The organism is Tanticharoenia sakaeratensis NBRC 103193 (genome assembly GCF_000963885.1).
GTDB classification, from domain to species: domain Bacteria; phylum Pseudomonadota; class Alphaproteobacteria; order Acetobacterales; family Acetobacteraceae; genus Tanticharoenia; species Tanticharoenia sakaeratensis.
The window spans coordinates 14885-40850 of the sequence record NZ_BALE01000019.1; the positions used below are offsets into that span (position 1 = coordinate 14885).

At 65.3% G+C, this 25966-nt stretch carries 25 protein-coding genes; 18 read left to right on the forward strand and 7 right to left on the reverse strand.

Features of this window, described 5'->3' with window-relative positions:
- Window positions 1-14: 14 nt before the first annotated feature.
- Both B8446_RS08220 and B8446_RS08225 read right to left on the reverse strand, forming a co-directional pair.
- Window positions 15-1361, reverse strand: coding sequence for an amidohydrolase family protein (locus B8446_RS08220; protein ID WP_048848877.1), 1347 nt, complete (start codon window positions 1359-1361; stop codon window positions 15-17).
- On the reverse strand, window positions 1358-2212 hold the full coding sequence (locus B8446_RS08225; RefSeq protein WP_048848878.1) for a (2Fe-2S)-binding protein: 855 nt from the start codon (window positions 2210-2212) through the stop codon (window positions 1358-1360). Before B8446_RS08225 ends, B8446_RS08220 begins: the two co-directional genes overlap by 4 nt.
- Before the next feature lie 88 nt (window positions 2213-2300).
- Here B8446_RS08225 and B8446_RS08230 point away from each other — a divergent pair, with 88 nt between their 5' ends.
- The 9 genes from B8446_RS08230 to B8446_RS08270 are packed head-to-tail and all read left to right on the forward strand — an operon-like array spanning window position 2301 to window position 11003.
- Window positions 2301-2585: an acylphosphatase gene (locus B8446_RS08230; RefSeq protein WP_148505911.1), complete on the forward strand. Its 285-nt coding sequence runs from the start codon at window positions 2301-2303 to the stop codon at window positions 2583-2585.
- A 13-nt stretch (window positions 2586-2598) separates the two neighbouring features.
- On the forward strand, window positions 2599-3219 hold the full coding sequence (locus B8446_RS08235; RefSeq protein ID WP_048848951.1) for a Rieske (2Fe-2S) protein: 621 nt from the start codon (window positions 2599-2601) through the stop codon (window positions 3217-3219).
- A gap of 11 nt (window positions 3220-3230) precedes the next feature.
- Window positions 3231-3776: a glutathione S-transferase C-terminal domain-containing protein gene (locus tag B8446_RS08240; RefSeq protein ID WP_048848879.1), complete on the forward strand. Its 546-nt coding sequence runs from the start codon at window positions 3231-3233 to the stop codon at window positions 3774-3776.
- 2 nt (window positions 3777-3778) lie between these two features.
- Window positions 3779-4861: a BMP family ABC transporter substrate-binding protein gene (locus B8446_RS08245; protein WP_373277138.1), complete on the forward strand. Its 1083-nt coding sequence runs from the start codon at window positions 3779-3781 to the stop codon at window positions 4859-4861.
- Window positions 4854-6440 (forward strand): ABC transporter ATP-binding protein, encoded by a 1587-nt coding sequence (locus tag B8446_RS08250; RefSeq protein ID WP_048848881.1) that lies wholly within the window; start codon window positions 4854-4856, stop codon window positions 6438-6440. Before B8446_RS08245 ends, B8446_RS08250 begins: the two co-directional genes overlap by 8 nt.
- An 8-nt stretch (window positions 6441-6448) precedes the next feature.
- Window positions 6449-7501 (forward strand): ABC transporter permease, encoded by a 1053-nt coding sequence (locus B8446_RS08255; protein ID WP_373277139.1) that lies wholly within the window; start codon window positions 6449-6451, stop codon window positions 7499-7501.
- Window positions 7498-8436: an ABC transporter permease gene (locus tag B8446_RS08260; protein ID WP_048848883.1), complete on the forward strand. Its 939-nt coding sequence runs from the start codon at window positions 7498-7500 to the stop codon at window positions 8434-8436. The genes B8446_RS08255 and B8446_RS08260 overlap by 4 nt, the downstream gene beginning before the upstream one ends.
- 30 nt (window positions 8437-8466) lie before the next feature.
- A complete protein-coding gene (locus B8446_RS08265) occupies window positions 8467-9576 on the forward strand; it encodes a nucleoside hydrolase (RefSeq protein ID WP_048848884.1) in 1110 nt (369 codons plus the stop codon).
- Window positions 9573-11003, forward strand: coding sequence for a glycoside hydrolase family 32 protein (locus tag B8446_RS08270; RefSeq protein WP_048848885.1), 1431 nt, complete (start codon window positions 9573-9575; stop codon window positions 11001-11003). Before B8446_RS08265 ends, B8446_RS08270 begins: the two co-directional genes overlap by 4 nt.
- 122 nt (window positions 11004-11125) lie before the next feature.
- On the opposite strand, the gene B8446_RS08275 is transcribed toward B8446_RS08270, so the two are convergent.
- The 4 genes from B8446_RS08275 to B8446_RS08290 are packed head-to-tail and all read right to left on the reverse strand — an operon-like array spanning window position 11126 to window position 16001.
- Window positions 11126-12550, reverse strand: a complete 1425-nt coding sequence (locus B8446_RS08275) for an amidohydrolase family protein (RefSeq protein WP_053053774.1) — start codon at window positions 12548-12550, stop codon at window positions 11126-11128.
- Between the two features lie 5 nt (window positions 12551-12555).
- Window positions 12556-13602, reverse strand: a complete 1047-nt coding sequence (locus B8446_RS08280) for an aromatic ring-hydroxylating dioxygenase subunit alpha (protein ID WP_048848886.1) — start codon at window positions 13600-13602, stop codon at window positions 12556-12558.
- 12 nt (window positions 13603-13614) lie between these two features.
- Window positions 13615-15003 carry an amidohydrolase family protein gene (locus B8446_RS08285; protein ID WP_241767701.1) on the reverse strand — a complete coding sequence of 463 codons (1389 nt, stop codon included), beginning with the start codon at window positions 15001-15003 and terminating at the stop codon, window positions 13615-13617.
- Window positions 15000-16001 (reverse strand): ABC transporter substrate-binding protein, encoded by a 1002-nt coding sequence (locus B8446_RS08290; protein WP_048848887.1) that lies wholly within the window; start codon window positions 15999-16001, stop codon window positions 15000-15002. Before B8446_RS08290 ends, B8446_RS08285 begins: the two co-directional genes overlap by 4 nt.
- Window positions 16002-16198: 197 nt before the next feature.
- Between B8446_RS08290 and B8446_RS08295 the strand changes: the two genes are divergently transcribed.
- The 8 genes from B8446_RS08295 (at window position 16199) to B8446_RS08330 (ending at window position 23385) form a co-directional block, all read left to right on the forward strand.
- Window positions 16199-16699 (forward strand): DUF2165 family protein, encoded by a 501-nt coding sequence (locus B8446_RS08295; RefSeq protein ID WP_048848954.1) that lies wholly within the window; start codon window positions 16199-16201, stop codon window positions 16697-16699.
- A gap of 65 nt (window positions 16700-16764) precedes the next feature.
- Window positions 16765-17751: an ABC transporter substrate-binding protein gene (locus B8446_RS08300; protein WP_084712191.1), complete on the forward strand. Its 987-nt coding sequence runs from the start codon at window positions 16765-16767 to the stop codon at window positions 17749-17751.
- Window positions 17748-18545, forward strand: coding sequence for an ABC transporter ATP-binding protein (locus B8446_RS08305; protein WP_048848888.1), 798 nt, complete (start codon window positions 17748-17750; stop codon window positions 18543-18545). Before B8446_RS08300 ends, B8446_RS08305 begins: the two co-directional genes overlap by 4 nt.
- The gene (locus B8446_RS08310; protein WP_048848889.1) at window positions 18542-19306 is read left to right on the forward strand and encodes an ABC transporter permease; all 765 of its coding nucleotides are present in this window, start codon (window positions 18542-18544) and stop codon (window positions 19304-19306) included. Before B8446_RS08305 ends, B8446_RS08310 begins: the two co-directional genes overlap by 4 nt.
- Complete coding sequence (locus B8446_RS08315) at window positions 19303-20577, forward strand: cytosine deaminase (RefSeq protein ID WP_048848890.1); 1275 nt, start codon at window positions 19303-19305, stop codon at window positions 20575-20577. Before B8446_RS08310 ends, B8446_RS08315 begins: the two co-directional genes overlap by 4 nt.
- Window positions 20574-22208, forward strand: a complete 1635-nt coding sequence (locus B8446_RS08320; RefSeq protein ID WP_048848891.1) for a CocE/NonD family hydrolase — start codon at window positions 20574-20576, stop codon at window positions 22206-22208. The genes B8446_RS08315 and B8446_RS08320 overlap by 4 nt, the downstream gene beginning before the upstream one ends.
- On the forward strand, window positions 22205-22630 hold the full coding sequence (locus B8446_RS08325) for a cupin domain-containing protein (protein ID WP_048848892.1): 426 nt from the start codon (window positions 22205-22207) through the stop codon (window positions 22628-22630). Before B8446_RS08320 ends, B8446_RS08325 begins: the two co-directional genes overlap by 4 nt.
- Complete coding sequence (locus tag B8446_RS08330; RefSeq protein ID WP_048848893.1) at window positions 22627-23385, forward strand: cysteine hydrolase family protein; 759 nt, start codon at window positions 22627-22629, stop codon at window positions 23383-23385. Before B8446_RS08325 ends, B8446_RS08330 begins: the two co-directional genes overlap by 4 nt.
- Before the next feature lie 155 nt (window positions 23386-23540).
- Here the strand turns inward: B8446_RS08330 and B8446_RS16045 are convergent, their stop codons facing one another.
- Entirely contained in the window at window positions 23541-24548 is a 1008-nt protein-coding gene (locus B8446_RS16045; protein ID WP_148505912.1) for a LysR family transcriptional regulator, read from the reverse strand.
- Between B8446_RS16045 and B8446_RS08350 the strand changes: the two genes are divergently transcribed.
- Complete coding sequence (locus tag B8446_RS08350) at window positions 24547-25962, forward strand: FAD-binding oxidoreductase (protein WP_048848895.1); 1416 nt, start codon at window positions 24547-24549, stop codon at window positions 25960-25962. The two genes, B8446_RS16045 and B8446_RS08350, sit on opposite strands and share 2 nt — an antisense overlap.
- The last annotated feature ends 4 nt before the right edge of the window (window positions 25963-25966 follow it).

Consider the following 25966-nt stretch of genomic DNA (forward strand, 5'->3'; position numbering starts at 1 on the left):
ACAGATCACCTTTTTCACTCGTCAGATTTCAGCTTGATGGCGCGGCCATCGACCCACACCCGGACGATCGTCTCGCGGCCGGCGTGACAGACGATTTTCTGAACCAGCGTCGCGGCCGTGTCATCGTCCTGCAATCGAAGATGTCCCCGGCGGCCCGCGATGGCCACGGCATCGAACATCATGCCGGGTCGCAAGGCACCGGCGGAGACGCCCAGCGCCTCCGCCCCGCCGCGCGTCGCCAGATAGAATGCCTCGAGAAAATCGACGCGCGCACCGGCGACACCCCCGCGCAGCGCAGGCGGCTTGCCGGCATCGACGCCGCTTTCCCGCAGACGGCTGGACGTCACGGCCTGCCGGGCGTTCTCGAAAATCGACGGCGTGTAGCCACCCGCGATATCGGTGCCGAGGCCGCAGCGCACGCCTTCATCGAGGATCTCGCGGAGGGGCAGCACGGAATTTGCGAAATAGGCATTGGAAATTGGACAATGGGCGACGGCCGCGTCCCGTGCCCGGATCCGGTCGCGGTCGTCCCGATCGATGAAATTCGCATGCGCAAGGACCGTGTGCGGTCGCAGAAGGCCGAACCGGTCCAGTGCCTCGCTATCGGTGCAGCCAAGGCGCTCGATGACATGCTGATGCGCCCAGTCGCTTTCGGACGCATGCGTCTGCACCCGCACGCCTGTCTCGCGCGCCAGCGCGCCAAGGCCTTCCAGCAGCGCGTCCGAACAGGCAGGAATGAAGCGTGGCGTGATCACGGGCTGGACCAGGCCACGGTCGTTACCCGGCAAGGCCCGGACGGCAGCGATGAAGCGCCGCGTCGCATCGAGCGCTTCCCGGGCACTCGCGTGACGATAATCCGGAGGACAGAGGCCCGGATCGTCCATCGCGACCAGCCCGACAAAGCCCCGCTGTCCGTGCGCCAGACAGGCCCGCGCCAGCTCCAGACTGGCCTCTTCATGAATGGTCGAAAAATACAGAGCGCTCGTGGTGCCGCAGGCCAGCAGGGACAGCACGAGGTCAGCATATACCGCCTTTGCAAACGCAGGGTCGGCATAGCGCGCCTCGAGTGGAAAAGTGTAGGCGCCGAGCCAGTCTTCCAGCGGCCTGTCCAGCGCCTGACCGGCCTGTGGCCATTGCGGCGCATGAATGTGCAGGTCCGAAAGCCCTGCGATCAGCACATGATCGGGTGGAAGCACGATGGCATCGTCACGCAGGCGGAGCGCGTCGAACGCGTCCGTGCCGTCCGGCGCGCGTTCGACGATAACGCCTTCTGCATCGATCCGGAGTGCCGCGACCTCTGCCGTCGCCTCGCGGAGTGCGAGCGTGTCCAGCAACCGTCCGCAGACGACGAATTCGCTCATGCGGCGGCCCCGTATCGTACACCCCGTGCCTTGAGCCACCGGCGATAGGCGACGGACGATCGGTCCGCGAGCGTTGGAATTTCCGTCGAGGCATCGAGTGGCATCAGACGGGGCCGCTGGTTTTCGAGAACGATCCGGTCCTGAAGGAAGATCAGTTGCTGGAACTGCACGAGCCCGTCCTGTGCCGACGCCGCATCGACCAGAAACATCACCGGATGCGCGCGACAGACGGTCTGTGTCATTGGCTGGACGAACAGGGCAATCACATCCTGCCGGCCGGGTGCGGCGGGACAGGTCTTGTACAGGAGCGTCGAGAAGGGGTTCGCGACGCGATACGTGTAGTCGGTCATGATCCCGCCCGATGCGGAAAGCGCGGCCTGCGGCTGGAAGAAGGTGCAGTCGACTGCCCAGATCTCGGCGCCGTCGTCACGCGTTTCGATGCGGTATCGGGCCACCTCCGTCTGCGGCTCCGCACCCAGAACATCGGTGTGGATGAATGGGAAATGCGCAAGATCGAGGAAGTTTTCGACGATCCGCAGGCCGGAGGTGCGAACGGCGATCGATCCGCAGCAGACAAGCCTGCGATCCGGCTCTTCCGCTTCGGGAATGACCGCGATATCGCGCACCGGGTCGGCAAGTGCTGTCCAGAGATACCCGTATTGCGCGCGAGCCGGTAGGACAGTGCCGTTCGTCCTGACGGACCAGCCGTCGCCGACCGCGGCATATGAGACGTCCCGACCGAGCAACATGGTCGTCTGCGGCAGCGTATCGACGTCCGCCAGGCAGGCGAGCGGATACCATTGCGCGAGCGTCTCGGTCTCGATCATTTCCTCTTGCGCGGCATTGCACATCGGTCGAGGTTCTCCGGAACCGTTTCCGCAGCGGCACTGCTGTGGGACCGAGACACTAAACCGCATGGCCGACGCGGCAAGAGGCAAAATGTTCGCATCCGATAACGACCCGTTCCCGGATGCGCATTCCCGCCGGTATCGCATTCGCGGGCGGTTCGATTGCGCGCTCTTCGCCGCGTTCACGCGCCAGCGTGCCGCACTGCTGGCGCTTCGGATCGTTTCGCTCCGGACCGCTCCCGGACTGGTGGAGGCGCTCGTCGCGGGCGAACCTGCGCTTCTCGGCATGTTCGAGATGGCGTGCGCACTGGGACCGGGTAATTGTATCGTGGACGACATGACGAGCGAGGCTTGCGAATCCGACCGATGCCTGTGACGCTGTGGCCGACATGACGATGTGGCATCCCGTGGCGCTGGGCGCCGACATCCCCGCCGGCACCGTGGCTCCCGTCCGGCTGCACGGCGACGAAGTCGTGCTCTGGCGCGACGAGGCAGGCATTCTCCATGCCTGGGAAGACCGCTGTCCGCATCGCGGCATGCGGCTGAGTTTCGGGTTCGTGCGGAAGGGGCGCCTCGCCTGCCTCTATCACGGCTGGCAGTTCGACGGCGAAGGGCGCTGCCGCCATATTCCAGCGCACCCCGATCTCTCGCCGCCCGGAACGATCCGCGCCCGGACATGGCGGGCGGACGAGGCACACGGTTTTGTCTGGCTCGCCCACGACGGGTCGGAATCCCTGCCTGCGATGAAGGATGGGGCGTTCACGGCCGCCCGGAGCATTGCAATCGAGAGCGCGCGAGGGACGGTCGCAGCGGCCCTGGGCATCGGTCAGGATCCGGTGCTGTCTCGAGATGGCCTGATCTGCGCGGTTCATGCAGCCGATGGCGAAACGACCATGCTGCATGTCGCCGTAGCCAACCCCGCCGATGCAGCGGATGCGGCTCTCTGGGCGCAACGTACGCGCGATTCGATCGAGCGTGGGGAAGCGGTGGCATGGGAGTTGCACCTTTGAGCCATGCTGACATGATACTTCACGATTGGGCGCTGGACGATCGCTGCTACGCCGTGCGCCTCGGCGCGGCCCTGATGGGACGTCGGCTGACGATCCATACAACCTCCGAGGCTGCGGTACAGGGCCCTGTTCTGACCGGGACAGACGGGACGCATCGCGGGCCTCTGGCAATCCTCGATTTCCTGGCACGGGACACGCCATGGCGTGTCCCGACCACATCGCCCTGGGTCACCCGCGCGGACGAGATGCTGGTGACGTTTTCCGATCTGCGCCGGAACGCGCTGCTGGCATCCATGCCGCAGACGCCCAATCCGCCGGCCTGTCGCCGTCTGCTGCGCATGATCGAGGACCAGTTGAGCGCACAGCGCCATGCGGGCAGCGACTGGATTGCAGGCCCGGACGCCTCTATCGTCGACATCGCCCTGTTCCCGGTCGCGGCACTGAGCCATGACCTGGAAGTTCCGCACGACCTGTTCCCCGAACTGCGTCGTTTCATCCGCAGCTTTCGCGCGCTGCCCGGCTTCATCACGATGCCCGGCATTCCGGAGTATCACTGAGCGTGACCGCCCTTCTGACCCGACGCGCCACACTTCTTGGCGCTGGAGGCCTTGCTGCCCTGCGACCGGCGGCCGCATCCGCACTGCGACCGATCCGCGAGCAGGACGCACTGATCGCATTCGGCCATACCGGTCCGGTGACCGATGGCGGCTGGACCCATCAGCATGACCTGGGCGTGGAGGCCGTGCGTGCGGCCTTTCCGCGGCTCAAGACCATCTTCGTCGAGAGCATTCCTTATTCGGCCGATGCGACCCGCATCTTCCGCCAGTTCGTGGCCGAAGGCGCGCAGATGGTGATGGCCACGTCGAATTATGGCGATTTCATCCGCGATGTCGCCGACCGCGCGCCTGAGGTCGCCTTCATGGAATGCGACGGGCGCAACGTGAGCGGCAATCTCGGCTGGTATTACATCACTCACTGGTACGCGAGCTACATCATCGGCATCGCGGCAGGGCTCCTGAGCAAGAGCGGTCGGCTCGGCTATGTCGCATCCTTTCCGATCAGCTCGGTCTATGCGGGCGCGAATGCGACATTGCTCGGCGCGCAATCGGTCAACCCGAACGCCACCATGCAGGTCATTTCGATCAACGCATGGTTCGACCCGCAGGGCGCCAATCAAGCAGGAGCCGCGCTGGTCGACAGCGGCTGCGACTTCCTGTGCGGCATCATGGACGAACCGGCCTATCTGCGCGTCGCTCAGGAGCGCCATGTCTGGGCCGCAATGTGGAACACCGACATGCGGCGTTTCGGACCCGATGCCTATGTCAGCTCGGTCACGCTCGATTTCGCACCGTATTACGTGCAGCAGATCGGCGACCGCCTGCGTGGAACATGGCGGCCCGATGCGCACTTCCTGACGCTGGGCCACGGCGTGGACCGCGACGCCTGGGGGCGGAACGTACCGGAGTCGGTCCGGATGCAGGCCGATGCCGCGCGCACGAAGATGCTGGCAGGGTGGTCGCCCTTCGTCGGTCCGATCCACGATGCCTCCGGACGGATGCGGGTCGCCCCCGGCCAGACCATGGACGACATGGCGCTCTACAGCTGGGACTGGCCGTTGCGCGGAGTATCCGGTCTTGCTTGAGACACCGCCCGATCCCGCGACGCGTCCGGCAGGCCTCGCACCGGGTGTGCCCGCACTCCTCGGCTTGCGCGGGATTGCGAAATACTTCCCGGGCGTCATCGCCAACGAAGACGTGTCGCTCGACGTCTATGCCGGCGAGATCCACGCGCTTCTCGGCGAGAACGGGGCCGGCAAGTCGACCTTGATGAACGTCGTGACCGGGCTATACCAGCCGGATGCGGGCGAACTGATCCTCGATGGCTACGGCGTGCAGTTCGCAGGCCCCGATGCGGCGATCGCGGCCGGGATCGGCATGGTGCACCAGCATTTCAAGCTCGTGTCGCGCTTCACGGTCGCCGAAAACCTGCATCTGGGCTGGGGCGAAACGCCGCGACGCCTGTCGCCGCGCGCGCTCGAAGCCCGGGCCGATGCCCTGTCCGCGCAGTTCGGCCTGCCGATCCGCAGCAATGCGACGGTCGAGACGCTTTCGGCGGGCGAGCAGCAGCGCGTCGAGATCCTGCGCGTGCTGTCGCGCGGCGCCAGGCTGCTGATCCTCGACGAGCCGACAGCGGTGCTGAGTCCGGTCGAGGTCGCCGAACTGTTCCGCGCACTCCGGCGTTTCCGCGACGAAGGCGGGGCCGTCATCATCATCAGTCACAAGCTCGACGAGATCATGTCGCTGTCGGACCGGATCTCCGTGCTGCGACATGGCCGTCTCGTCGGCACCCATCGCACGGCCGAGACCACGATCCCGGATCTCGTCACCGAAATGATCGGCCGCCCCGCAACGCTCGACGAATCCTATCCGCGCAGCGTTCCACGTGACATGGCCGCTGCAACACCCATGGTGCTGCACGGCGTTTCGGCCCGGGACGACCGCGATGTCATTCGCCTGCATCCGCTCGATCTGGAGTTGCGCGCAGGCGAGGTGCTGGGCGTCGCGGGTGTCACCGGCAACGGCCAGCCGGAGCTCGGCGAGCTTCTGACCGGGCTGCGCGCGCCGTCCGGCGGCATGATCACGCTGAACGGGCGCGACGTGACCGGCGCATCCGCCCGCGTTTTTTCCCATAACGGCGTCGGCCATGTGCCGGAGGATCGCCTGCGCCATGCGCTCGCCCCATCGCTGTCCGTCGCGGACAACGCGGTGCTGCGCGAATACGATCGTCCGCCCGTTGGCGGTGGCGGCCGGTTCTCTGCCACACAGGCGGCGGATTTCGCCCGGACGCTTGCCGAACGCGCGCGTGTCATGCTGCCCGGCGTGCATGTCGCGATCCGGGCCCTGTCCGGCGGCAATCAACAGCGGCTTGTACTGGAGCGCGAAATCCGCATCGCATCTGCGGTTCTGGTGGCCAGCTATCCGAGCCGCGGGCTCGATATCGGCGCGATCGCCGCCATGCGCGCGATGCTGGCGCAGGCACGGGACCGGGGCGTCGCCGTCGTGCTGATGTCGGAGGACCTCGATGAAATTTTCGCCCTGTCGGACCGAATCGCCGTGCTGTGCGCAGGCAGGCTCATGGCCGTGATCGACCGCAGCGAAGCTGACCGCGACCGGATCGGCGCCCTGATGAGCGGGCGCACGGAAGGGAGTGTCGCGGCATGAGCGTGCACATGACCCGCCTGTCCATCGTGCCCGCGCGCCGTGTTGCGATCGGGCGGGCACTCGGCCTGCTGGTCGCGGTCATGATCGTCGGGATCACGCTGGCCGCGATGGGGCGACCGCCGCTCGAACTCCTGACGCTGATTCTGCGCTCGACGGTCGGCTCCCGCTTCGGGATCGAGGATCTGGCGCTGTTCATGACGCCGCTGATGCTGACCGGGGCTGCCGTCTGGGTGGGTGTGCGCGTGGGCTTGTGGAACATCGGCGCGGAAGGGCAGTTCTATGCTGGCGCAGTTGCGGCCTCCGCGATCGGGCTGTTCGGCACGATGCCTGCGATCGTCGAAATTCCCCTGATGGCCGTGGGCGGCATTCTGGCCGGGATGGTCTGGATCGCGCTTCCGGCGGCGGCGCGCGCCTGGCTCGGGGTCAGCGAGATCGTGACCACGCTGCTGCTGAACTTCGTGGCCAGCCTCATTGTGTTCTATCTGGCAACCGGGCCGTGGGCCGACCACGTCACCGGCGCCCTTGCCTCCACCGAGCGTCTGCGCGTGGGCCTGCCGGAAGTCTGGGGCGCCGTGCATATCGGCTTCTTCCTGAGCCTGCTGGCCGTGATCGCACTGGCCGCGTTTCTCTCGCGCAGCCGGTTCGGATACGAATCGGCCGTCGTCGGTGCCAATCCTGAAGCCGCGCGCTATGCGGGCATGGCGGTCTCCCGCAACGTGCTGATCGTGCTCCTGCTGTCGGGTGGCCTGGCAGGCCTTGCCGGCATGATCGAGGTCAGCGGCACGGTGCATCGGCTTCAGGGTGGTCTTGCCAATAATTACGGCTATCTCGGCATCGTGGTCGCGATCCTTGCGCGCCGCAGCTGTCTGGCGCTGATCCCGGCAGCCCTGCTGATGGGCTTCATCCTCGATACCGGGATCGTCCTGCAGACGGCGCAGATCAGCGCCTCCGCCGTGCTCGCGATTACCGGCCTCGTGATGATGGCCATCGCCGTGGGTGACGAACTGTCGGCCTATGCGCGGCCTGCGATCCAGCCCAAGACTTCGGGACAGACATCATGATGGCGCTGCTGAGCGGGCTTCTGAGCCATGCCGTCCTCTCCGGCGGCGTGCTGGCGCTCGCGGCGCTGGGCGAGGTCATTGCCGAGCGCGCAGGCGTGGTCGACCTCGGCGTCGAGGGCCTGATGTCGGTCGGTGCGGTGATTGCCGTGCTGATGGTCAATGTCGTGCCCGATCCATGGGTCGGGCTGCTGGCGGCGATGGTGGCGGGTGGCTTTGGCGCATACCTCTTCTCGCTGGCGGCCGTCGTGCTGCGCGCCAACCAGGTGCTGTGCGGCGTTGCGACCACGTTTCTCGGCATCGGCCTCAGCGCCGTCATGGGTCGCTCGGTCGCGGGCATGCCGGTGCCCGCGATCTTTCAGCCGATCGCGATCCCGGGATTGTCCCGCCTGCCTCTGATCGGCCCTGCCTTTTTCGCGCAGAACCTGCTGGTCTATCTGATCTTCGCGATACTCCCGGTGCTGGCACATGTCTGGCTGTTCCGCACGCGCATGGGCCTCGACCTGCGCGCGGTCGGCGAAAACCCGGCCGCGGCCGATGCGGTCGGCATCCGGGTCACGCGCCTGCGGGTTCTGGCGGTCGTGGCCGGTGGCGTTCTGGCGGGTGCCGCAGGTGCCGACCTGACGCTGGCGGTCGTGCCGGTATGGTCGGACGGCATGGTTTCGGGTCGTGGATGGATCGCCGTCGCCCTCGTGATTTTCGCAGGCTACCGACCGGGCATTGCCGTGCTGTCGGGGCTTCTGTTCGGCCTTGTGACCGCTATCGGCTTCATGGGGCAGGCGCGCGGCTGGCCGGTAGCCCCCGCGATGCTCAACACGCTGCCCTATCTCGGCACGATCCTGTGCATCATCGTTCCGGTCGTGGCCTTGCCCCGCCTGCGCCGCGCCATGGCGGCCCCCGCTTCCCTCGGCATGCCCTATCACCGCAGCGCCCGCTGACCCGCTTTTCAGGAAAGATCAGACATCCTCATGGCCCTTCCCGCCTTCTCCCGCCTGCAGCGCTCAGTTCTCGGACTGGCGGCGGCCCTCGCTTTCGGCGCCTCCGCCCACGCGGCCGAGCCCCGTCTGGTCATCCTCGACGATGACGGTTTCGCGCTGGCCCAGTGGATGGTGCTCAAGGCGCCGGGCGTGAAGGTGCTGGGCGTTGCGACCGTCAGCGGCGATCTGTGGCAGAAGGAGGCGACAGCCCATGCGCTGCGCGGCGTCGAGATCGCAAATCGCACGGATGTGCCGGTTCTGGCGGGCGCGACCTATCCCCTGCTCAACTCCGAGAAGCTGACCGACCGCTGGGAAGGTCTGTACGGGAAGCTGACCTGGCGCGGCGCGTGGATGCGCCAGTGGGTGGAGCCGACGACGCAGCCGCTGCCACCCTATCACGGTCCGGACGTCGTGCCCGACCTGCCGGAGGGCAATCCGCACATCAGGCCGTCGTCCGAGCGGGCTGCGGACTTCATGATCCGCATGGTGCATCAGTATCCGGGCCAGGTCAGCATCATCGAGACCGGCCCCATGACCAACCTCGCCCTGGCCCAGCGGCTCGACCCGGAGTTTGCGGGCCTTGCGAAGGAGCTGGTCTACATGGGCGGCAGCCTCGGCCCGCGCCGCAAGCTGACCAGCGAGGCCTCGGCGCAGTTCGCACGCGAATTCGTCAATTCGCCGCGTCGCGAGTTCAACATCCGTTTCGATCCCGAAGCGGCGAGCATCGTGATGCGGGCACCGTGGCGCAGGATCGTCATGGTACCGGCCGATCCGGCAACGGAAACCGAAATGAATGCCGATCTTGTCCACCGCCTGAGCACTGCCGATACACCGATCGCGCACAATCTGCGCGGCAAGGCAACGAATTTCCCGCTCTGGGACGAGATGACGGCGGCGATCTGGCTCGATCCGAGCCTGATCAAGACGAGCGCCAGTCTCTATATCGACGTGAACACGCAGTTCAGCGCGGGTTATGGCGACATCCTGTCCTGGACGCCCGGCTATCAGCCCGATCTGGACGAGCAGCGCGAACAGGTCGTCATGACGGTGGACGTGCCGCGACTGGAAGCGCTCATGGTCAAGCTGGTCGCAACCAAGTGAGCATCCCACGCCGCTGGTTCCTCGCGGGCGGCACGGCCGCCCTCGCCACGGGTGTGCGCGCGGATCCGCTCCCGCTGGCCGCGCGCCTCGCTGCCGACCCGTTGCGACCGCAATATCACTTCATCGCACCCCATGGCTGGATGAACGACCCATGCGGCCCGATCTATGTGGGCGGCCGATACCATATGTTCTACCAGTGGAACCCGGACCGGGCGGCCTTCGGCGACGAGCACTGGGGCCATGCAACAAGCCCCGATCTCGTACACTGGCATCATGAAGCCGCGGCCATGGCGCCGACACCCGGTGGCGCGGACGCAAAAGGCGTGTTCAGCGGCAGCGTTGTGATCGACGGGGATCGCGCGGTCGCGCTCTATACCGGCATCGAACCGGCCGTTCAGTGCATGGCGGTCTCCGATCTCGGCCTCATGCACTGGACGCGGCAGAAGAACGCCATCCTCGAGCAGCATCCGCCGGGGATCAAGGCGTTTCGCGATCCGCAGGTGTGGCGTGACGGTTCGGGCTGGTCGATGGTGCTGGGCGGCCTGTCGGACGGGTCGGTCTATGGGATCGGCGGCGTTGTTCTCCATTATCGCAGCGCGGATCTGCAGCACTGGACGTTCCAGAGCGTCATCTACGGCCCGAGCCACCTGCATTCCTCTTTCGATGACACGCTGGAATGCCCTGACTTCTTCCAGCTCGGCGACCGATGGGTGCTGCTCTATTCGATCAGCCGGATCGTCTGGGCGGCCATTGGCACATGGGATGGCAGACGTTTTACGCCGGAACGGGTGACGCAGATCGGCCACGGATTGTTCTATGCCGCGCGCTCCATGACGGACAAGAATGGCCAACGGGTGCTATGGGGCTGGATCAGCGAAACCATGGCGCACAGACCGGCAGCGCTGGTTGCAGGCTGGGCCGGTGCGATGTCGCTGCCGCGCATCCTGACGCTGGGCGCCGATAGCCAGGTCCGGATGCAACCCCACCCGGCGATCGCGTCGCTCGAAGGCGCCCTTCTGCATGACGGCACGCCCGGGGGCACGATCACGCTTGATACGACAGCCGCCCGGATCAGTCTGGAGTTTTCGGGCCGCGCGGCCGGAACGTTCTCTCTCCAGCACAGCGGGACGTTTCTGTCGGTGGATTTCAATCCGACGCGCGCGGGATCGGAACTGATTGCCAACGAGGTCACGGCTCCCTTGCCGCTCGCGGATCGGCTGACCCTCGATATCCTGCTCGATGCCTCTGTCGTCGAAATCTTCGCATCCACCGGAATGGCGCTGGTCGCGCGCGCCTATGGCGATCCCGCGACGCCTCTGCGGATCGTATGCAACGGGACTTTTGCAGAGGCTCACCTGCGGTGTCGGAAAATGACGCCGATCTGTACCGATCGGCTGACGTCCGGCGGATCGTCCACGCCGATCTGATGCATCGTCACAGGGTTTGGCGGGATGCTTCGGGCCGCCCGGACTGGTCCTTCTGACCGACGCTTATGTCAGAGGCGACTGCGCTTGATCCGGGGCCCGGGGCGGATCCGCCCCGGCTTCGGTTACTTCGCAGCCGTTGCCGGCTTTTTCAGCGATGCGGCGACCCGGCGATCCACCTCCGTTTCGACGCGCTGCATGTCCTGATGCAGCAGGCGGCCATGGTCCGTCATCTGCACGCCGCCGACATAGACGCGCGCCAGATCCTGCTCTGATGCGACGAACACGAGCGTCGCGTACGGATCGAAGACATGCGCGAAATGCGTCGGGTCGATCACGAGAAAGTCGGCAAACTTGCCGCGTTCGAGACTGCCGAGACGCGCCTTTTCGCCGATGACATCGGCACTGCCGAGCGTATGCAGCCGCATCACGTCATACGGGCTCATGATCGCGGCGTTCTGGTATTTGTCGCGGATCGCATAAAGCCCCGTGCGCATGTTTTCGAACGGGTCGACGAGATCAGCACTTGCTTGCCCGTCCTCGCCCATGCCGACCCGGATGCCGGCCTTCAGATAGGCCGGGATATCCGCAACACCTGAAGCGAGGCGACCGTTGGACAACGGGTTCCACGCCATTGCGCCGTGTGCCGCCGCGGTCTTCGCAATGATCTCCGGCGTCGTATGGATGAAATGGCCGAAGATCAGGCTCGGGCCCAGCAGGCCTGCCTTTTCGAACCAGGGAAACTTGTCCTGCTCTTCGCGGATGAGATCGGGCGGCTCCAGATAGTGAGACTGGTTGCCAACGTGAAACTCCCGCATCAGGGTCGCCTCGATCGTGGCTTCATCCGGCGTGTCCACGAAGGCCGTCGAACCGTTGATCATGACCGACAGGAAGTGCGGATCGCGCGGGCGGCGCGCCGTCCAGTCGAGGAAGCTCTTCAGGTGCTGACGGGCCACGTCGAGTGATGGTTTCGGCTGGTGCGGCATGTCGATGCCGTGGACGAAGCGGATGCCCGATGCGAGCTCTCCGTCGAATTCCGCGCGGTTGATGTCGGGACTGCCGGGCGGATCGTATGGCGAGTTGCCGCGGTTGAAATCGTAGGCCGCCGTCACGCCGTGCTCGAGATGATCGAGCGCACCGTCGAGCGTGAACCAGTAGAAATCCCCGTCATCCGCGCGGGACGCCACCTGTCCATACAACACGCCAAGCCAGCCGGTCAGCGTCTGGTCGGGAGCCAGCCCTCGATAGGCGGCCTGCCAGAGATGGGAGTGCGCCGAAATGAAGCCCGGCATGATCCATGCGCCATGGGCGTCGAATGTCTGGGCTGCGTGGAGGGAAGCCGGCGGGTCGCCCTGCCCGACATCTGCGATTTTTCCGTCCCGATCGACCGTCATGTAGCCATGAAACGGCGTTTTCTGATCCGGCGCCATGGTGAAGAACGTTGCGTTCCGCACGAGCAGTGCCGGATCCGCACGCTCCGCGCCCCCTGCGGCAAACGGTGCCGCGAGGCACGCGATCATCCCGAGCGTATGACGGAGCAGAGACGGCATGATGGTCAGATTCCCGGCAGAGGTGGCTTGCTGGCAGGCTGATAAGACGTTTCTTCCTCGCCGTGGTCGCGCAGCAGTTGCAGCAGGCGGCGACGCATGATGAGACCGGGCCGGTCCGACTGCATGTGAACCTCGATGCGCCGCGAGATGTCGACGATGGCGTCGCAATCGGTCGCTTCCAGGATGTCGCGGTCTTCCTCGACGATGGCGCGATCCCAGGCGATCAGCTTCTCCGTGCTGCAATCCTCCTCGCGATCGTTGCGATACAGCAGCTGGATGAGCTGGATCCTGCCGTCTTCGATCGGGGTCGCGCAATTGATGATGATGTGCCGGATGCCCGATGGATAGAGCATGTCCATCCGGCGCGAGAACGGCAGGTACCAGTGATTGCGCATGGTACGCGTGGTGGTCGGCGATGTATCCCCGGTGATCTCATGAGCATTGGGCGGATTCATCACGTCGACGATGGTCGTCGCCTCGAAACCGTAATCGGTTTCCTCGACCCTGTAGACTTTCGGCACCGGCTGGGTCGCGTCGCCGAACGTCGCGCGGTGGACGAACGAGAAATGCGCGTTGTCGAACGAATTTTCCATCAGGCGCAGCGGGGCCGTGTTCCACTGGTCGTAGAACTGGAAGATCCGCCGGAAGCCCGGGTCACGGTCTTCGGGAATGTCGAACAGGTCGGCCAACGGCTCGTCGAGCGCTACCCAGGCGTAACCGTAGCGACCCTGGCAATGATACGCTTCCGTCTTGTGCGAGGGCAGCGCCGCGTCCGGCTTCGACTGCGGGATGGCGACCACGGCGCCTGTCCCGTCATACCGCCAGCCGTGATAGCCGCAGACCAGAGTGTCGCCATCGCACCAGCCCTTGGACAGCTTCGCCGTGCGATGGCAGCAGCGGTCACGCAACGCATGCGGCGCGCCCGTGCTGTCCACGAACAGGACGATGTCCTGCCCCATCAGACGGAACGGCTTCGGCCCGTCCTTGAGGTCATGCAGCGGGATCGTTGCGTACCAGAAGCGGCGCAGGACGGGCTGTTGCGTCGTCAGCATGGCGTGATTTTCCTATGTCTCGTTCAGGCGGGCGACGGTTTCGGCAGCGCGCGCGATCAGTGCCGGCATGTCGAAGCCCGGAATGGCGCCGTCCACCACGACCCGGCGCCCGGCGCTCAGCACCTGGCGCACGGAACTTGCGCCCGATACGACGGGCGCGATCAGCGGATCGTGCAGTCCGGCATGGCGCGGCGCATCAAGCGCATGAATGGCGATGTCTGCGATCTGGCCGACCGCGATGCGCCCCAGTTCGGAAAAGCCGAGGACATTTGCGCAATCGGCCGTGGACCAGCGCAACACGTCTTCGGCCCGCACGGCGTCCGCCCCGCCGATCGCGCGATGCACCATCCAGGCCGTATGCATCTCGGCCGCCATGTCGCACGCCTCGTTCGACGCAGCACCATCGACGGCGAGTGCTACGCGGCCGCCGGCGCGATCCAGAGCCGGCGCGGGTGCGATCCCCGAGCCCAGACGGCAATTGCTTTGCGGGCAGTGCGCCATGCCGGTGCCGGTTTCGGCCAGGATCGCGATCTCGCGCAGGTCGACATGCACGAGATGGGCGAAAAACACGTCCTCGCCCACCCATCCGCAGGACGCGGCGAAGTCGACCGGACGGCAGTCGTGCACGTCGCGGCAGAACGTCACGTAGTTGTCCGTCTCCGACAGATGCGAATGCAACCGGATGCCCAATGCGCGCGCGGACTTCGCCATTTCGCGCAGTTCGTCCGGCGTCGCGCCCCAGGTCGGCGTGTTGGGGGCGAGGATGATGCGCCGGCGGCTGTCGGACGACGGGTCGTGATACCGGCGCACGAGGGATTCCGTATGCGCAAGCATGCTCTCGAGCGGCTCGACGGGCATCGGCACGAGCTCGGGCGTATCGAAGTTGCGCTGCCGCGTCGTGCCGCCACGCGACAGGACGAGCCGCATGCCGAACCGCTCCGCCGTCTCGAACAGGATATCGGCCGGATCGTAATCGTAGCGATCGGAGAACAGGTAGTGATGGTCGTTCAGCGTGGTGCAGCCGGACAGCAGCAGCTCGGCCATGCCGATTTCCGCAGCCGTGCGCAGCGCATCCGAATCCAGACGGTGCCAGTACTGCGCGGGCACAAGGCGCAGCCATGTCTCCAGCCGGGCGTCGATCGCGGACGGGACCGCCTTCAGCACGCTCTGGAACAGATGATGATGCGCACAGACAAGCCCCGGCGTGACCACGCAGCCCGCAGCGTCGATCACGTCATCACCCGGCTCGGGTGCGATCCGGCCGATGGCCGCGATACGACCGTCGCGGATGCGAATGTCGCCGCTCGCGCGCTCATCCGAACCGCGCAGCCCGGTCAGGATTCCGCGTGCGTTTCGGATGACGATCGAAGGCGCCTGGTCGGACGTCACATCGGCCATCATGCGGCCGACACCGCTGCCTCGTCCGCAAAGCGGGTCGAGAACGCATCCTGCCACGGCACATCAGCCGCCAGCAGACCGTTGGCCACCATGAAATCGCGCGTCGCCTGCCAGCGCGCCGCCGTCATGGTGCCGAGTTTCGCAACCGGGTCCGTCTTGCCGGTCAGCACCTGAGCCGTGCGCAGCGCGTCTATGCCGAATGCGATCCGCTCGGGGCTTTCCTTCGACGAGGCCTGGCGGATCAAGGCATTGCCGGGTCCGGGATCGCCATGCAGGTAATCGCGCCAGCCGAGCATCGTTGCGCGGATGAAGGCGGTGACCACCGAAGAATTGGCCCCGGCGAACGGCTTCGTCGTGACGATGGTGGTGCCGTAAGGTGGGTAGCCTGCGTCCGAGAACTGAAAGAAGGCAGCCGGAATACCCGCCTTGTGCACGTCGAACATTTCCGAGCTGGCATAGCCCTGGAAGGCGACGTCGGGCGATGTGAAGAAGGGCTGGAGATTGAACGTGTAGGGTGCGAGCTGCGTGTCGCTCAGGCCGTAGCGCTTGCTGAGCCACGGCCAGAAGGTCTGGTGCGAGGAACTGGCAATCAGGATCCGCTTGCCCTTCAGATCTGCCAGGGACGCCGCCGGCTGATGCAGGATCATGCCCTGTACGTCATGCTGGAAGGAGGCGCCGACCGTCAGCAGCGGCATGCCGCGCGCAACCCCATTGAGCGTCTGAAAATCATAGCCCGTGATGAAATCGCAGCGCCCGGCCAGCATGAGCTGCACGGCATTCACCTGAGGCCCGCCCATGGCGATCGTAACGTCCAGACCGGCATCGCGATAGAAGCCGCGCGCCAGTGCCTGATAGAAACCGCCGACCGGCGCCTGCGCATACCAGGCGAGGTTGATCGTGAGAGGCCGCAGGCCTGAGGCGCGCGCGGCGCGAGAGAGGCCAAAGGCCGCGATGGCCCCGGCCTGACCTGCGAGCAGCGTGCGTCGGGTAATCGGCAGCATGGGACGAAAGCTCCGGTGGTGATGCGGGAGACGCAACACTACGCCTGACACCGCACGAAAGCCGAGGGTCCCGATCCGCACAAAGCATCAAATTGCGCCCGGACCGATGCCTATATCCGCACGGTCCGGACGCTCGACGGACGCCCAAACTACAGGCAAGGTCCATGATCGTTGTCGGATCGTATGGATGGGATGTCATGACGGATACACCAGCGTTGCGGGCCCGCGCGGCCAAGACCGCGATGGTGGCGTCCCTGGGCATCTTTGGCCTTCTGGTCGCATTCAACAACGTCACCGACTACGGTTCGAACTTCGCCTTCGTGCGGCATGTCCTGCTGATGGACACGACCTTTGCCGGCAATGCCCTGCGGTGGCGCGCCATCAATGCCCCCCTGCTGTGGCATCTGTTCTATGCGCTCATCATCGCCTGTGAATTCGCAACCGGCGTGCTGTTCTGTCTGGCGGCATGGTCGATGGCGCGGGCGATCAGGGGAGATGCAGGCACTTTCCGGCGCGCGCGGTCGCTGGTTCCGGTCGCCACGGCCCTTGGGTTCCTGTTGTGGTTCTTCGGGTTTTCCGTCGTGGGCGGAGAATGGTTCGTGATGTGGCAATCCCACGACTGGAACGGCCAGCAGCCGGCCTTTCGCTTCTACATGACGATGCTGGCCGTGTGCATTTTCGTGCAGGCTCCCGAATGACGCGCCTTCACAACGTGGCCTGCACCCCGTTACGCTCCGTTGGCATGAGGCGAGGCGATGAACGCATGACGATGGCACCCGGACGACGCGAGGTTCTCGGCGGACTGGCGGCAGCCTTCGTGGGAGGCGGCACGGCACGCGCGGCAGGCGCGCCGCTCACGCTGCTGACGAACTGGTGTGCGCAGGCCGAACACGGCGGGTTCTATCAGGCGCAGGCATCCGGCCTGTATGCCAAAGCGGGGCTGAACGTGAACCTGCGCATGGGCGGGCCGCAGGTGAACGCCATGCAGCTTCTCCTGGCGGGACAGTGCGACTTGGCCCTGCTTCAGCCGGAAGAGGCGATCCGTGCCGGCATGCGCGGACTTCCGGCCGTCGCTGTCGCGACCACGTTCCAGAAAGGTCTTGCCGGGATCATGACGCATCCCGACATCCATGATCCGGGGCAGCTTCGCGGACACCCGATCTTCATCAGCGCGGAAGGGCGCAGCAGCTTCTGGCCATGGCTGAAAGCGCGCTATGGTTTCACCGACGATCAGGCGCACCCCTACACCTTCAACCTGCAACCTTTCATGTTCAATCCGCAGGCTGCGATGCAGGCGTTCGTCTCGTCCGAGACCTATGCCGCGCGCAAACAGAACGTTCCGTTCAATTTCTATCTGCTCTCCGACCTGGGCTATCCGACGTACGGCAACGTACTCCTCGCCTCGCGCTCAGCACTGCAGACCCGAAAGGACGAGATCGCCGCGTTTCTCGCAGCCAGCAGCGAGGGCTGGCTGCAGTATATCTACGGCAACGGTCAGGACGGAGACCGTGCCATTCTCGCGGCCAATGCGCACATGACATCGGATCAACTTGCGTTTTCGCGTGCGACGCTCAAGCGCATCGCAGCACTCGGCACGAATGGTGCATCAATCCTGTCCATGACGGACGCTCACTGGATGGATATCCACAAGACGTTGCTCCAGTCAGGCCTCATCACGGACGATCCACGCTGGCGGGACGGCTATACGCTGTCGTTCAACGGCGCACTGACGGCGCGCGTGCCGTCATGAGCGATACGGTCCTGTCTCTCGATGCGGTGGAAAAGGTTTTTCCAAATGGCGTGCGCGGCCTTGCACCGGTCGATCTCACCGTGCGGGCCGGCGAATTCGTCAGCCTGATCGGACCTTCGGGGTGTGGCAAAAGTACGCTGCTCAAGCTGATCGCCAATCTGCACGGGCCAAGCGCCGGCAGCCTGCGCTGGTGGGGCAGCGATTTTCGCGGCGTCGGCCAGAAGGGCCGGCGTCTTGCCTTCGTGTTCCAGGATGCGACCCTGATGCCGTGGGCCAATGTCGGACGTAACGTGCGGCTGCCGCTCGATCTGATGGGGGTTGATCGGGCCAGTGGTGACGCGCGCGCACGGACCGCGCTGGCACGTGTGGGACTGGGCCATGCGGCCGAGCGCTATCCGGCGCAACTCTCGGGCGGGATGCGCATGCGCGTCTCCATCGCCCGTGCGCTGGTGACCGAGCCGGACCTGTTGCTGATGGACGAGCCGTTCGGGGCACTCGACGAATTCACCCGCAATCGCCTTGACGAGGAAATGGCCCGCCTGTGCTATCAGGACGGCCTGACGACCCTGTTCGTCACGCACGCGCTGCATGAGGCTGCTTTTCTTTCCAGCAACGTCATGGTCATGGCGGCTCACCCGGGTCGGATCCATGCGCGCTATGCCATCGACCGCACCATCGTGCGCGACGAGGCGTTCCGCCTGTCCGAACGGTTTGCCGAGATCAGCCGGGAACTGGCCGTGCTGCTGGAGGCAGCCAGTCATGAAAGCCATCTGGCAGCGGAGATGCAGACATGAGATCCGCGCAGGCCATTTCCATTCTCGCCCCTGTTCTTCTGGGCATCGTCGTGCTGGCGCTCTGGCAGGGCGCGTGCCGTCTTTGGCATATTCCGCCCTATCTGATGCCGAGCCCGTCCGACATTGCCGCAGCCCTGTGGCATGACGGACCCGCGCTCCTGCATGCGCTGCTCAGCACGCTGGAAGTCACGTTCGCCGCACTGGCAGCCGCGGTGATCGGCGGCGTGCTGGTGGCATTCCTGCTGGTGCAGAGCCCGCTGATCGAGCGCTGCCTGATGCCCTATGTCGTCATCATGCAGGTCACGCCCATCGTGGCCATTGCGCCGCTCATCATCATTCTGGTGAAGACGACCCCCGTCGCGCTGACGCTCTGCGCCGCGCTGATTGCAATCTTCCCTGTCATCTCCAACACATTGCAGGGACTGCGCAGCGTCGATCCTGACCTCGCGGCCTATTTCCGGATGTACAAGGCCAGCCGCCTGCAGACATTGTTCCGGCTGCGCGTGCCGAGTGCCTTGCCGATGTTCATGGCCGGCTTGCGCATTGCGACCGGGCTTTCCCTTGTCGGCGCGGTGGTCGCCGAGTTCGTGGCCGGCACCGGCGGCAACAGCGCGGGTCTCGCTTATGAAATTCTCCAGTCAGGCTTTCAGATGGACATCCCGCGCATGTTCGCAGCCCTGTTCCTGATCACGGTCGCGGGCCTCGCACTGTATGGCGCAACCGCGGGACTGCAGCGGGCCGTACTGAGGCATCGGGCATGACCGCGCCTGCCGCCCTGCGCCATGCGCGCGTGCCATCCTGCCTTCTCGACCCGGCATCGAGGCCAGAGTCCGACGGGCTCGTCTCGTGCGACATCGTTCTGTCGTCAGGCCAGATCGCGGACGTCCTGCCTGCCGGGACGTTACCCGCGGCAGGGGCGGAAGACATGGAAGGGCGGATCGTCTGGCCGTGCTTCACGGACATCCATACGCATCTCGACAAGGCCCTGATCTGGGATCGTGCCCCTAATCCGGACGGCACGTTCATGGGCGCGATCACGGCGACCAACGCCGATCGGGAGGCCAACTGGACCGTCGAGGACGTCTCGGCCCGGATCGAGTTTTCCCTGGGTTGCGCCTATGCACACGGCACGCGCGCCCTGCGCACGCATTTCGATACGCTGGGCGCCCATGGCGCGCGCATCTGGCCACTGTTCCGCGAAATTCAGGCGCGCTGGGCGGCAAAGATTGCTCTGCAGGCCACCGCTCTCACGATCCCCGAACGCTATCTCGCCCCTGATGGCGAGACCATCGCGCGCGCGGTCGCGGATACGCCGGGCGGTCATCTCGGCTGCGTGCTGATGCGCGACAATACGACGCCCGAAGCGCTCGACGCCCTGTTCGGCATGGCGATCCGCTTCGGCCTCGATCTCGATCTGCATGTGGACGAAAACGGCGATCCGGACGGCACCGCGCTGGAAGCGATCGCCGACGCAGCGCGGCGACACCGCTTCGCGGGCCGGATCCTGTGCGGGCATTGCTGCAGTCTCGCGGTGCAGCCCGAAGAGGCACAGGCGCGGATCATCTCCAAGCTGCGCGACACGGGGATCGGCATCGTCAGTCTGCCGCTGTGCAATCTCTATCTTCAGGATCGCACGGCCGGGCGAACGCCCCGCCGGCGGGGCGTGACGCTGTTGCACGAGCTGGATGCGGCCGGCGTGCCCGTCATGTTCGCGAGCGACAATGTCCGCGATCCCTTCTATGCCTATGGCGATTTCGACATGATGGAAGTCTATCGGGAATCCTGTCGGATCGGCCAGCTCGACCATGGCCACGCCCTGTGGCCGGCAGCCGTGACGACACGAGCGGCGGACTGGATGGGGGCATCGCATCGTCTCGCTCGGGGATGCGCGGCCGATCTGGTGGTCTTTCAGGCGCGCTCGGAGAATGCTCTCCTGAGCCGCACGCAGATGGACCGCCGGGTCATGCGGCAGGGCGTTTTCATCGACGCCATTCCGCCCGCCTATGAAGAGCTGAGGGCCAGTCTCGCATGAGCGCGATCACCGTCCGCACTGAAACCATGATCGCGCGCGACGGAACGCCGCTTGTGGCCGATATCTGGCAGCCCGAGAGCGGCGGCCCCTACCCCGTTCTGCTGATGCGTCAGGCCTACGGGCGCAGGATCGGCACATCCCTGTGTTACGCGCCGCCGGAATGGTACGCGCGGCACGGCTATATCGTGGTCATTCAGGATGCACGCGGGCGCGGCGGTTCAGGCGGCGCTTTCGAACTGTTCGAGCATGAGGCCGCCGACGGGTCCGATACCATCGCCTGGGCCGCCGGACTGCCCAACAGCACCGGCGAGGTCGGCATGTTCGGCTTCTCGTTCCAAGGCAGCAATCAGCTTCTGGCAGCCGGCATGGCACCGGCCGCCCTGCGGGCGATCGCCCCCGCGATGATCGGCTGGGATCTCCGGCAGGACTGGGCCTATGAAAACGGCGCCTTCGCCCTGCGGGCCAATATCGGCTGGGCCACGCAACTCGCGGCCGAGACCGCGCGTCTGGCCGGTGATGAGGCCGCCCACGCCACCCTGTATGCCGCAAGCCGGGGGAGCGCGCCGGGCGGCGCGCGTCCCGCCTATCCGCCGCATGAGACACTGCTTGCACGCTACTCGCACTATGTGAGGTGGCGCGAGACGCCGGATGCCGGATCTTATTGGGATCGGATTTCGCCCGCGGCCCATCTGGAGGCGATCACGGAGCTCAAACCGGCCGTCCTGCTGATCGGCGGCTGGTATGACAGCCATCTTCCCGGCACGCTGGCTGCCTTTCGTGCCCTGTCGCCCGTTCTCGATGCCCGGCTCATTGTCGGACCATGGGCGCATTTTCCGTGGGATCGCTATGTCGGGGAACGCGATTTCGGGCCGGAGGCCATCACCGACATCGATCAGCGTCAGATCGCTTTTTTCGATGCCGCGCTGAAAGGGCGCACATGGGATGCACCGCGTGTTCGCCTGTTCGACATGGGTGCGGACTGCTGGCGCAACCTGTCGGACCTGCCCACGCCCACGACGACGTTCTCGCTGTCCGGAAGCGGACGCGCGGCCATCGACACGCGCGATGGCAGGCTCACTGAAACAGCAGACCACATATCGACCGAGCGACTGACGCTCGACCCCTGGCGCCCGGCGGGGCCATGTGGCGGCAGTTTCGGCCTGCCGCCGGGACCTGTAGACCGGGCGAAGACCGATGCGCGCTCCGATGTCCTGACGTTCACGACAACGCCTTTCACGCAGGCGCGTCTGCTGGCAGGAACGGTTTCGGCGACCCTGGCGGTCGAGAGCGAGCATCCGTCCTTCGATCTGCATGCCACGCTTTCGCGTATCGACATGGCAGGGCATGTATGGCCGTTGGCGGAAGGATTTACCGTCGCAGCCGAGGGACGGATCACCGTGCCGATGCGCGGCACCTGCGCCACGATCGGTGCGGGCGAACGCCTGCGCGTTTCGATTTCGCTCGCCTGCTTCCCGGCTTTTCCGCTCAATCCCGGAGATGGAACGCCCGCGCCCGAAGCCTCCATCGGGCAGTCTCTTGTGACCATTGTTCACCTGCGGTGCGGCGCCGGTGAATCCGAACTTGCACTGCCCTGGCACGACGAACTTCCAGCCTCCGGAGATCCGCTATGAACTTCATGAAATGCTCGCCTTCGGACATCAAGGCGTTTCGCATCACGCCGGAATCCACGAATTATTTCGCGCTCCTGTTCGACCGCGAGAGCGGCGGCACATCGTCGGTGGCCGTCATCGAGATTTTCGAAAAAGGCGGCGCGACGCCGCCGAACACGCACAGTGCGGCGGACGAGATGTTCTTCGTCCTGTCCGGCGAAGGGCGCGCCTGGTGCGACGGCGCCAGCACGGAGCTGCGCCGCGGCGATTCGCTCCTGGTGCGGCCAGGGTCTGAACATGTCGTGGAGAATACCGGCGAAAAGAAGCTCTACACGCTGACGGTCATGACGCCGGACGAGGAATTCGGTGCACTGATCCGCTCGGGCGTTCCGGTCGAACTCGATGCGGAAGACATGGCCGTCCTGTGCGGCGGTGCGGCATGACGCGGCTCGGCAGCGTTGCCGCCAACAGCTGGGGCGTCAGTCACACCGCGGTCGATCTGGTGCGCCCCATCGTAACGCCCCGGCCGGTTTCCCTCCCGGCGACACCGCAGACGCTCACTTTCGATCTGGCACGCAGCGCGATCATCGTGATCGACATGCAGAACGATTTCTGTCACCCGGACGGCTGGCTCGCCTCGATCGGCGTGGACATCGCGCCTGCCCGGGCACCGATCGAGCCTCTGGCCGCGCTCTTGCCCGCGCTGCGCCGGAACGGCGTCCCGGTGATCTGGCTCAACTGGGGCAATCGCTCCGATCGCCTCAACCTTCCGCCGTCGCTTCTGCATGTCTACGATCCGGCAGGACAGGGTAACGGCTTGGGCGCGGCGTTAGGCGGAGAAGATCGCCACGTTCTGGAACACGGCTCCTGGAATGCTGCGATCGTGGACGAACTGAGCCCGGAACCGTCCGACATCCATGTCGCGAAATACCGGATGAGCGGATTCTGGGACACGCCACTGGAGAGCATCCTGCGCAATCTCCGCTGCGACACATTGCTGTTTGCCGGCGTGAACTCCGATCAATGCGTGCTCAGCACACTGACCGACGCTGCATGCATCGGTTATGACTGCATCATGCTGGACGATTGCGCGGCCACCACATCGCCGGGTTTCTGCGCGGACGCCACACGCTACAATGTGCGGCAATGCTACGGTGCGGTGGCAACGGGCGCGGATCTGATCACTGCCCTGACTTGAGAGACGATTTTCGGCAGCCTCTGGGGAATTTCACCGCGAACCTGCACAGGAGCCCATCGTCGGTCTGCCTTCATGACGATGTGACACGACCTCGCTTCGGCTGGAAGCCTGGCCCGGGAAAACTGCAAGGACATGCAAAGTTTTCCCAAACGGGATCAGGCCCGCAACACCTCGCCCAATGTGTCCGCAAAGATCCCCGGCAATGGCGCTTCCGCACGGGCTCGGTGGGCGAACAGCCGGAGGGTCTGGGTGGGGGCGGCGCCGTGGATTGGACGAAAGACCAGTTCACCGCGCGTCAGTTCGGTTTCAATATTCAGACGGTTCAGGATCGCGACGCCTTCGCCTGCCACCGCCAGACGTTTCATGATCTCGACTTCGTTGGTCGTGACGATCGGCAGGATATTGTCCGCGTGTTCTCCGAACAGTTCCGTTATCTGCGCATGCAGCGACATGCCGACGCTCGGCAGGATCAGAGGCTGGGCCAGCAGATCGCTGGCCCGCACGCCGGGACGCGATGCGAGGGGGTGATCGGGTGCCATGACCGCGCCCAGCGGGCACTCGATCGCGAGCAATGCGCGCAGGTCTGACTGGCCTTCCGTCCCGAACCCCAGACCCAGCTCCGCACGGCCGTCCCTGACAGCCTCGATCAGGTGCTCGCGCGAGAAACGCTCGAACTGGAGCATGACTTGTGGCCGTCTCAGATGAAATGCCCGCGTCGCCCGCGCCAGCAGGTCGGCCCCCAGGCCACCCATGATACCGACATGAACCGTGCCGCGTTGCGTGCCACGCAACGCCTCGAGATGCGCACGTGTCCGCTCGAAATCCGTCATCGTGCGGCGGATATGGGCAATCAATGCCTCGCCCGCTGCCGTCAGGCGCATCTTGTGCGGCAGGCGCTCGAACAGCGGCGCTCCGATATCGGCCTCGAGGCCCAGTATTTGTCTGTTGATCGATGAAGCCGCCACGTTGAGCTGCTGGGCCGCCCGTCGGATCGAACCGAGCCGGACGACAGCATCAAGATAAAGCAGCAGGCGGGAGTGCAGCGTGCGCATGCAGACCAGAATGAGCGTCGCGATGCCTTTCGCGCAATGGCTCGTGCGGAAAAAACCGCACACCGCATCGCTGCGTGATGGCCTAGCGTTGCATGATCGGAGACCCGCCATGCCTCATCCTGCTCTCGCCGCCTTCCTCGAAACGATCGGCGACGTGCCGGTGCTGACCGACCCTGCGACGATCCGCCGCATGAGCCGCGACATGAGTGCGGCTTTCAGCCCCGTGCTGAAACGCGAGGCGGAAGGACGCGTGGCTGACGTGATCGTGATCCCGCGCGATCGCACGGATCTGCATCGGATCGCGGCCGCAGCAGCGCGATCGCGCCTCCCCGTGATGCCAAGGGGAGCCGGGAGCTGCAATTTCGGCCAGAGTATTCCGCTTCAGGGCGGCGCGGTCGTCGATCTGACCGGGTTCGACAGGCTTCTGTGGCAACGCGGCCCGGTCGTGCGGGCCGAATGCGGCATTCGCCTGGGCGCTCTGGATGAAGCGTTGCGCTCTTCGGGCTGGGAACTGCGCATGCACCCGTCTACGCGCAGGATCGGCACGCTGGGCGGCTATCTTGGCGGCGGCCATGCGGGCGTCGGAAGCTGTCAGTATGGAATTCTGCGCGACACCGGCAACATTCTCGGCCTTCGCATGCTCAGCATGGAGGAGACACCGCGCGAGATCGAACTGCGAGGCTCGGACGTCAACCTCGTGCATCACGCCTATGGCGCGAACGGCCTGATCCTGGAGGCGGAAATGCCGCTGGCGCCCGCCTGGGCATGGGAGGAGGCGATCGTCTGTTTCGAAGACATGATGCAGGCCGTGCGCTTTTCGCACGCGCTCATGGCGGCCAACAGTCTGGTCAAGAAGCTGATTTCCATCCAGCAATGGCCTTTGCCTGCCATGATGAAGCCGCTTGCACCCTTCGGACGTCCGGGCGAACACATGGTGCTGTGCATGGTGGCACGCGATTTCTTCGGAAGTTTCGAGATTCTGGTTTTAGAATTTGGCGGGCGCCTGTCATGCCGCGCGGCTGAGGGTGATGGCCCTTATGGTGCGCCCCTGTATGAGTTCTCGTTCGGCCATACCCGCCTGCAGATCAACAAGCACGACCGCTCACAGGTCAGTCTCGTCGGGCTGTATCGCGATCCGGACGCGGTAGCGGCCATCGCGCGATCGGTGCAACGGTTCAGGGACGTGGGACCGATGCATCTGGAGGCGAAACGAATGGGCGGTCATGTCGCGTTTCAGGGCGCGCCTGTCTTTCCCTATGTGGATGACGCCCAACTGGCGCGAATTTCGGCCGAGATGGAAGAAGACGGCGCACAGGCAGCCAACAACCATACGTTTCTCGTGCGCGAGAACGGCATGAAACCCGTCGATGACATCGAGATCGCATTCAAACATGCCATGGACCCGTATAACCTGCTCAATCCCGGCAAGTTGACGATCGATCCCGAGATGGTCGATGCAAGCGCCGGTGCCCGGTTCGGCAACACGGGCTGGTGGCCGGATCGTGCGGTCGTGAACAAGGACTGATCTG

What these genes read in the sequence shown, in the direction of transcription:
- B8446_RS08220 (WP_048848877.1), bottom strand. Translation starts at nt 1,361, where the DNA reads ATGAGCGAATTCGTCGTCTGCGGACGGTTGCTGGACACGCTCGCACTC.
- B8446_RS08225 (WP_048848878.1), bottom strand. Translation starts at nt 2,212, where the DNA reads ATGTGCAATGCCGCGCAAGAGGAAATGATCGAGACCGAGACGCTCGCG.
- B8446_RS08230 (WP_148505911.1), top strand. Translation starts at nt 2,301, where the DNA reads ATGTTCGCATCCGATAACGACCCGTTCCCGGATGCGCATTCCCGCCGG.
- B8446_RS08235 (WP_048848951.1), top strand. Translation starts at nt 2,599, where the DNA reads ATGACGATGTGGCATCCCGTGGCGCTGGGCGCCGACATCCCCGCCGGC.
- B8446_RS08240 (WP_048848879.1), top strand. Translation starts at nt 3,231, where the DNA reads ATGATACTTCACGATTGGGCGCTGGACGATCGCTGCTACGCCGTGCGC.
- B8446_RS08255 (WP_373277139.1), top strand. Translation starts at nt 6,449, where the DNA reads ATGACCCGCCTGTCCATCGTGCCCGCGCGCCGTGTTGCGATCGGGCGG.
- B8446_RS08260 (WP_048848883.1), top strand. Translation starts at nt 7,498, where the DNA reads ATGATGGCGCTGCTGAGCGGGCTTCTGAGCCATGCCGTCCTCTCCGGC.
- B8446_RS08265 (WP_048848884.1), top strand. Translation starts at nt 8,467, where the DNA reads ATGGCCCTTCCCGCCTTCTCCCGCCTGCAGCGCTCAGTTCTCGGACTG.
- B8446_RS08275 (WP_053053774.1), bottom strand. Translation starts at nt 12,550, where the DNA reads ATGCCGTCTCTGCTCCGTCATACGCTCGGGATGATCGCGTGCCTCGCG.
- B8446_RS08280 (WP_048848886.1), bottom strand. Translation starts at nt 13,602, where the DNA reads ATGCTGACGACGCAACAGCCCGTCCTGCGCCGCTTCTGGTACGCAACG.
- B8446_RS08285 (WP_241767701.1), bottom strand. Translation starts at nt 15,003, where the DNA reads ATGATGGCCGATGTGACGTCCGACCAGGCGCCTTCGATCGTCATCCGA.
- B8446_RS08290 (WP_048848887.1), bottom strand. Translation starts at nt 16,001, where the DNA reads ATGCTGCCGATTACCCGACGCACGCTGCTCGCAGGTCAGGCCGGGGCC.
- B8446_RS08295 (WP_048848954.1), top strand. Translation starts at nt 16,199, where the DNA reads ATGACGGATACACCAGCGTTGCGGGCCCGCGCGGCCAAGACCGCGATG.
- B8446_RS08300 (WP_084712191.1), top strand. Translation starts at nt 16,765, where the DNA reads ATGACGATGGCACCCGGACGACGCGAGGTTCTCGGCGGACTGGCGGCA.
- B8446_RS08305 (WP_048848888.1), top strand. Translation starts at nt 17,748, where the DNA reads ATGAGCGATACGGTCCTGTCTCTCGATGCGGTGGAAAAGGTTTTTCCA.
- B8446_RS08310 (WP_048848889.1), top strand. Translation starts at nt 18,542, where the DNA reads ATGAGATCCGCGCAGGCCATTTCCATTCTCGCCCCTGTTCTTCTGGGC.
- B8446_RS08315 (WP_048848890.1), top strand. Translation starts at nt 19,303, where the DNA reads ATGACCGCGCCTGCCGCCCTGCGCCATGCGCGCGTGCCATCCTGCCTT.
- B8446_RS08320 (WP_048848891.1), top strand. Translation starts at nt 20,574, where the DNA reads ATGAGCGCGATCACCGTCCGCACTGAAACCATGATCGCGCGCGACGGA.
- B8446_RS08325 (WP_048848892.1), top strand. Translation starts at nt 22,205, where the DNA reads ATGAACTTCATGAAATGCTCGCCTTCGGACATCAAGGCGTTTCGCATC.
- B8446_RS08330 (WP_048848893.1), top strand. Translation starts at nt 22,627, where the DNA reads ATGACGCGGCTCGGCAGCGTTGCCGCCAACAGCTGGGGCGTCAGTCAC.
- B8446_RS08350 (WP_048848895.1), top strand. Translation starts at nt 24,547, where the DNA reads ATGCCTCATCCTGCTCTCGCCGCCTTCCTCGAAACGATCGGCGACGTG.
- B8446_RS16045 (WP_148505912.1), bottom strand. Translation starts at nt 24,548, where the DNA reads ATGGCGGGTCTCCGATCATGCAACGCTAGGCCATCACGCAGCGATGCG.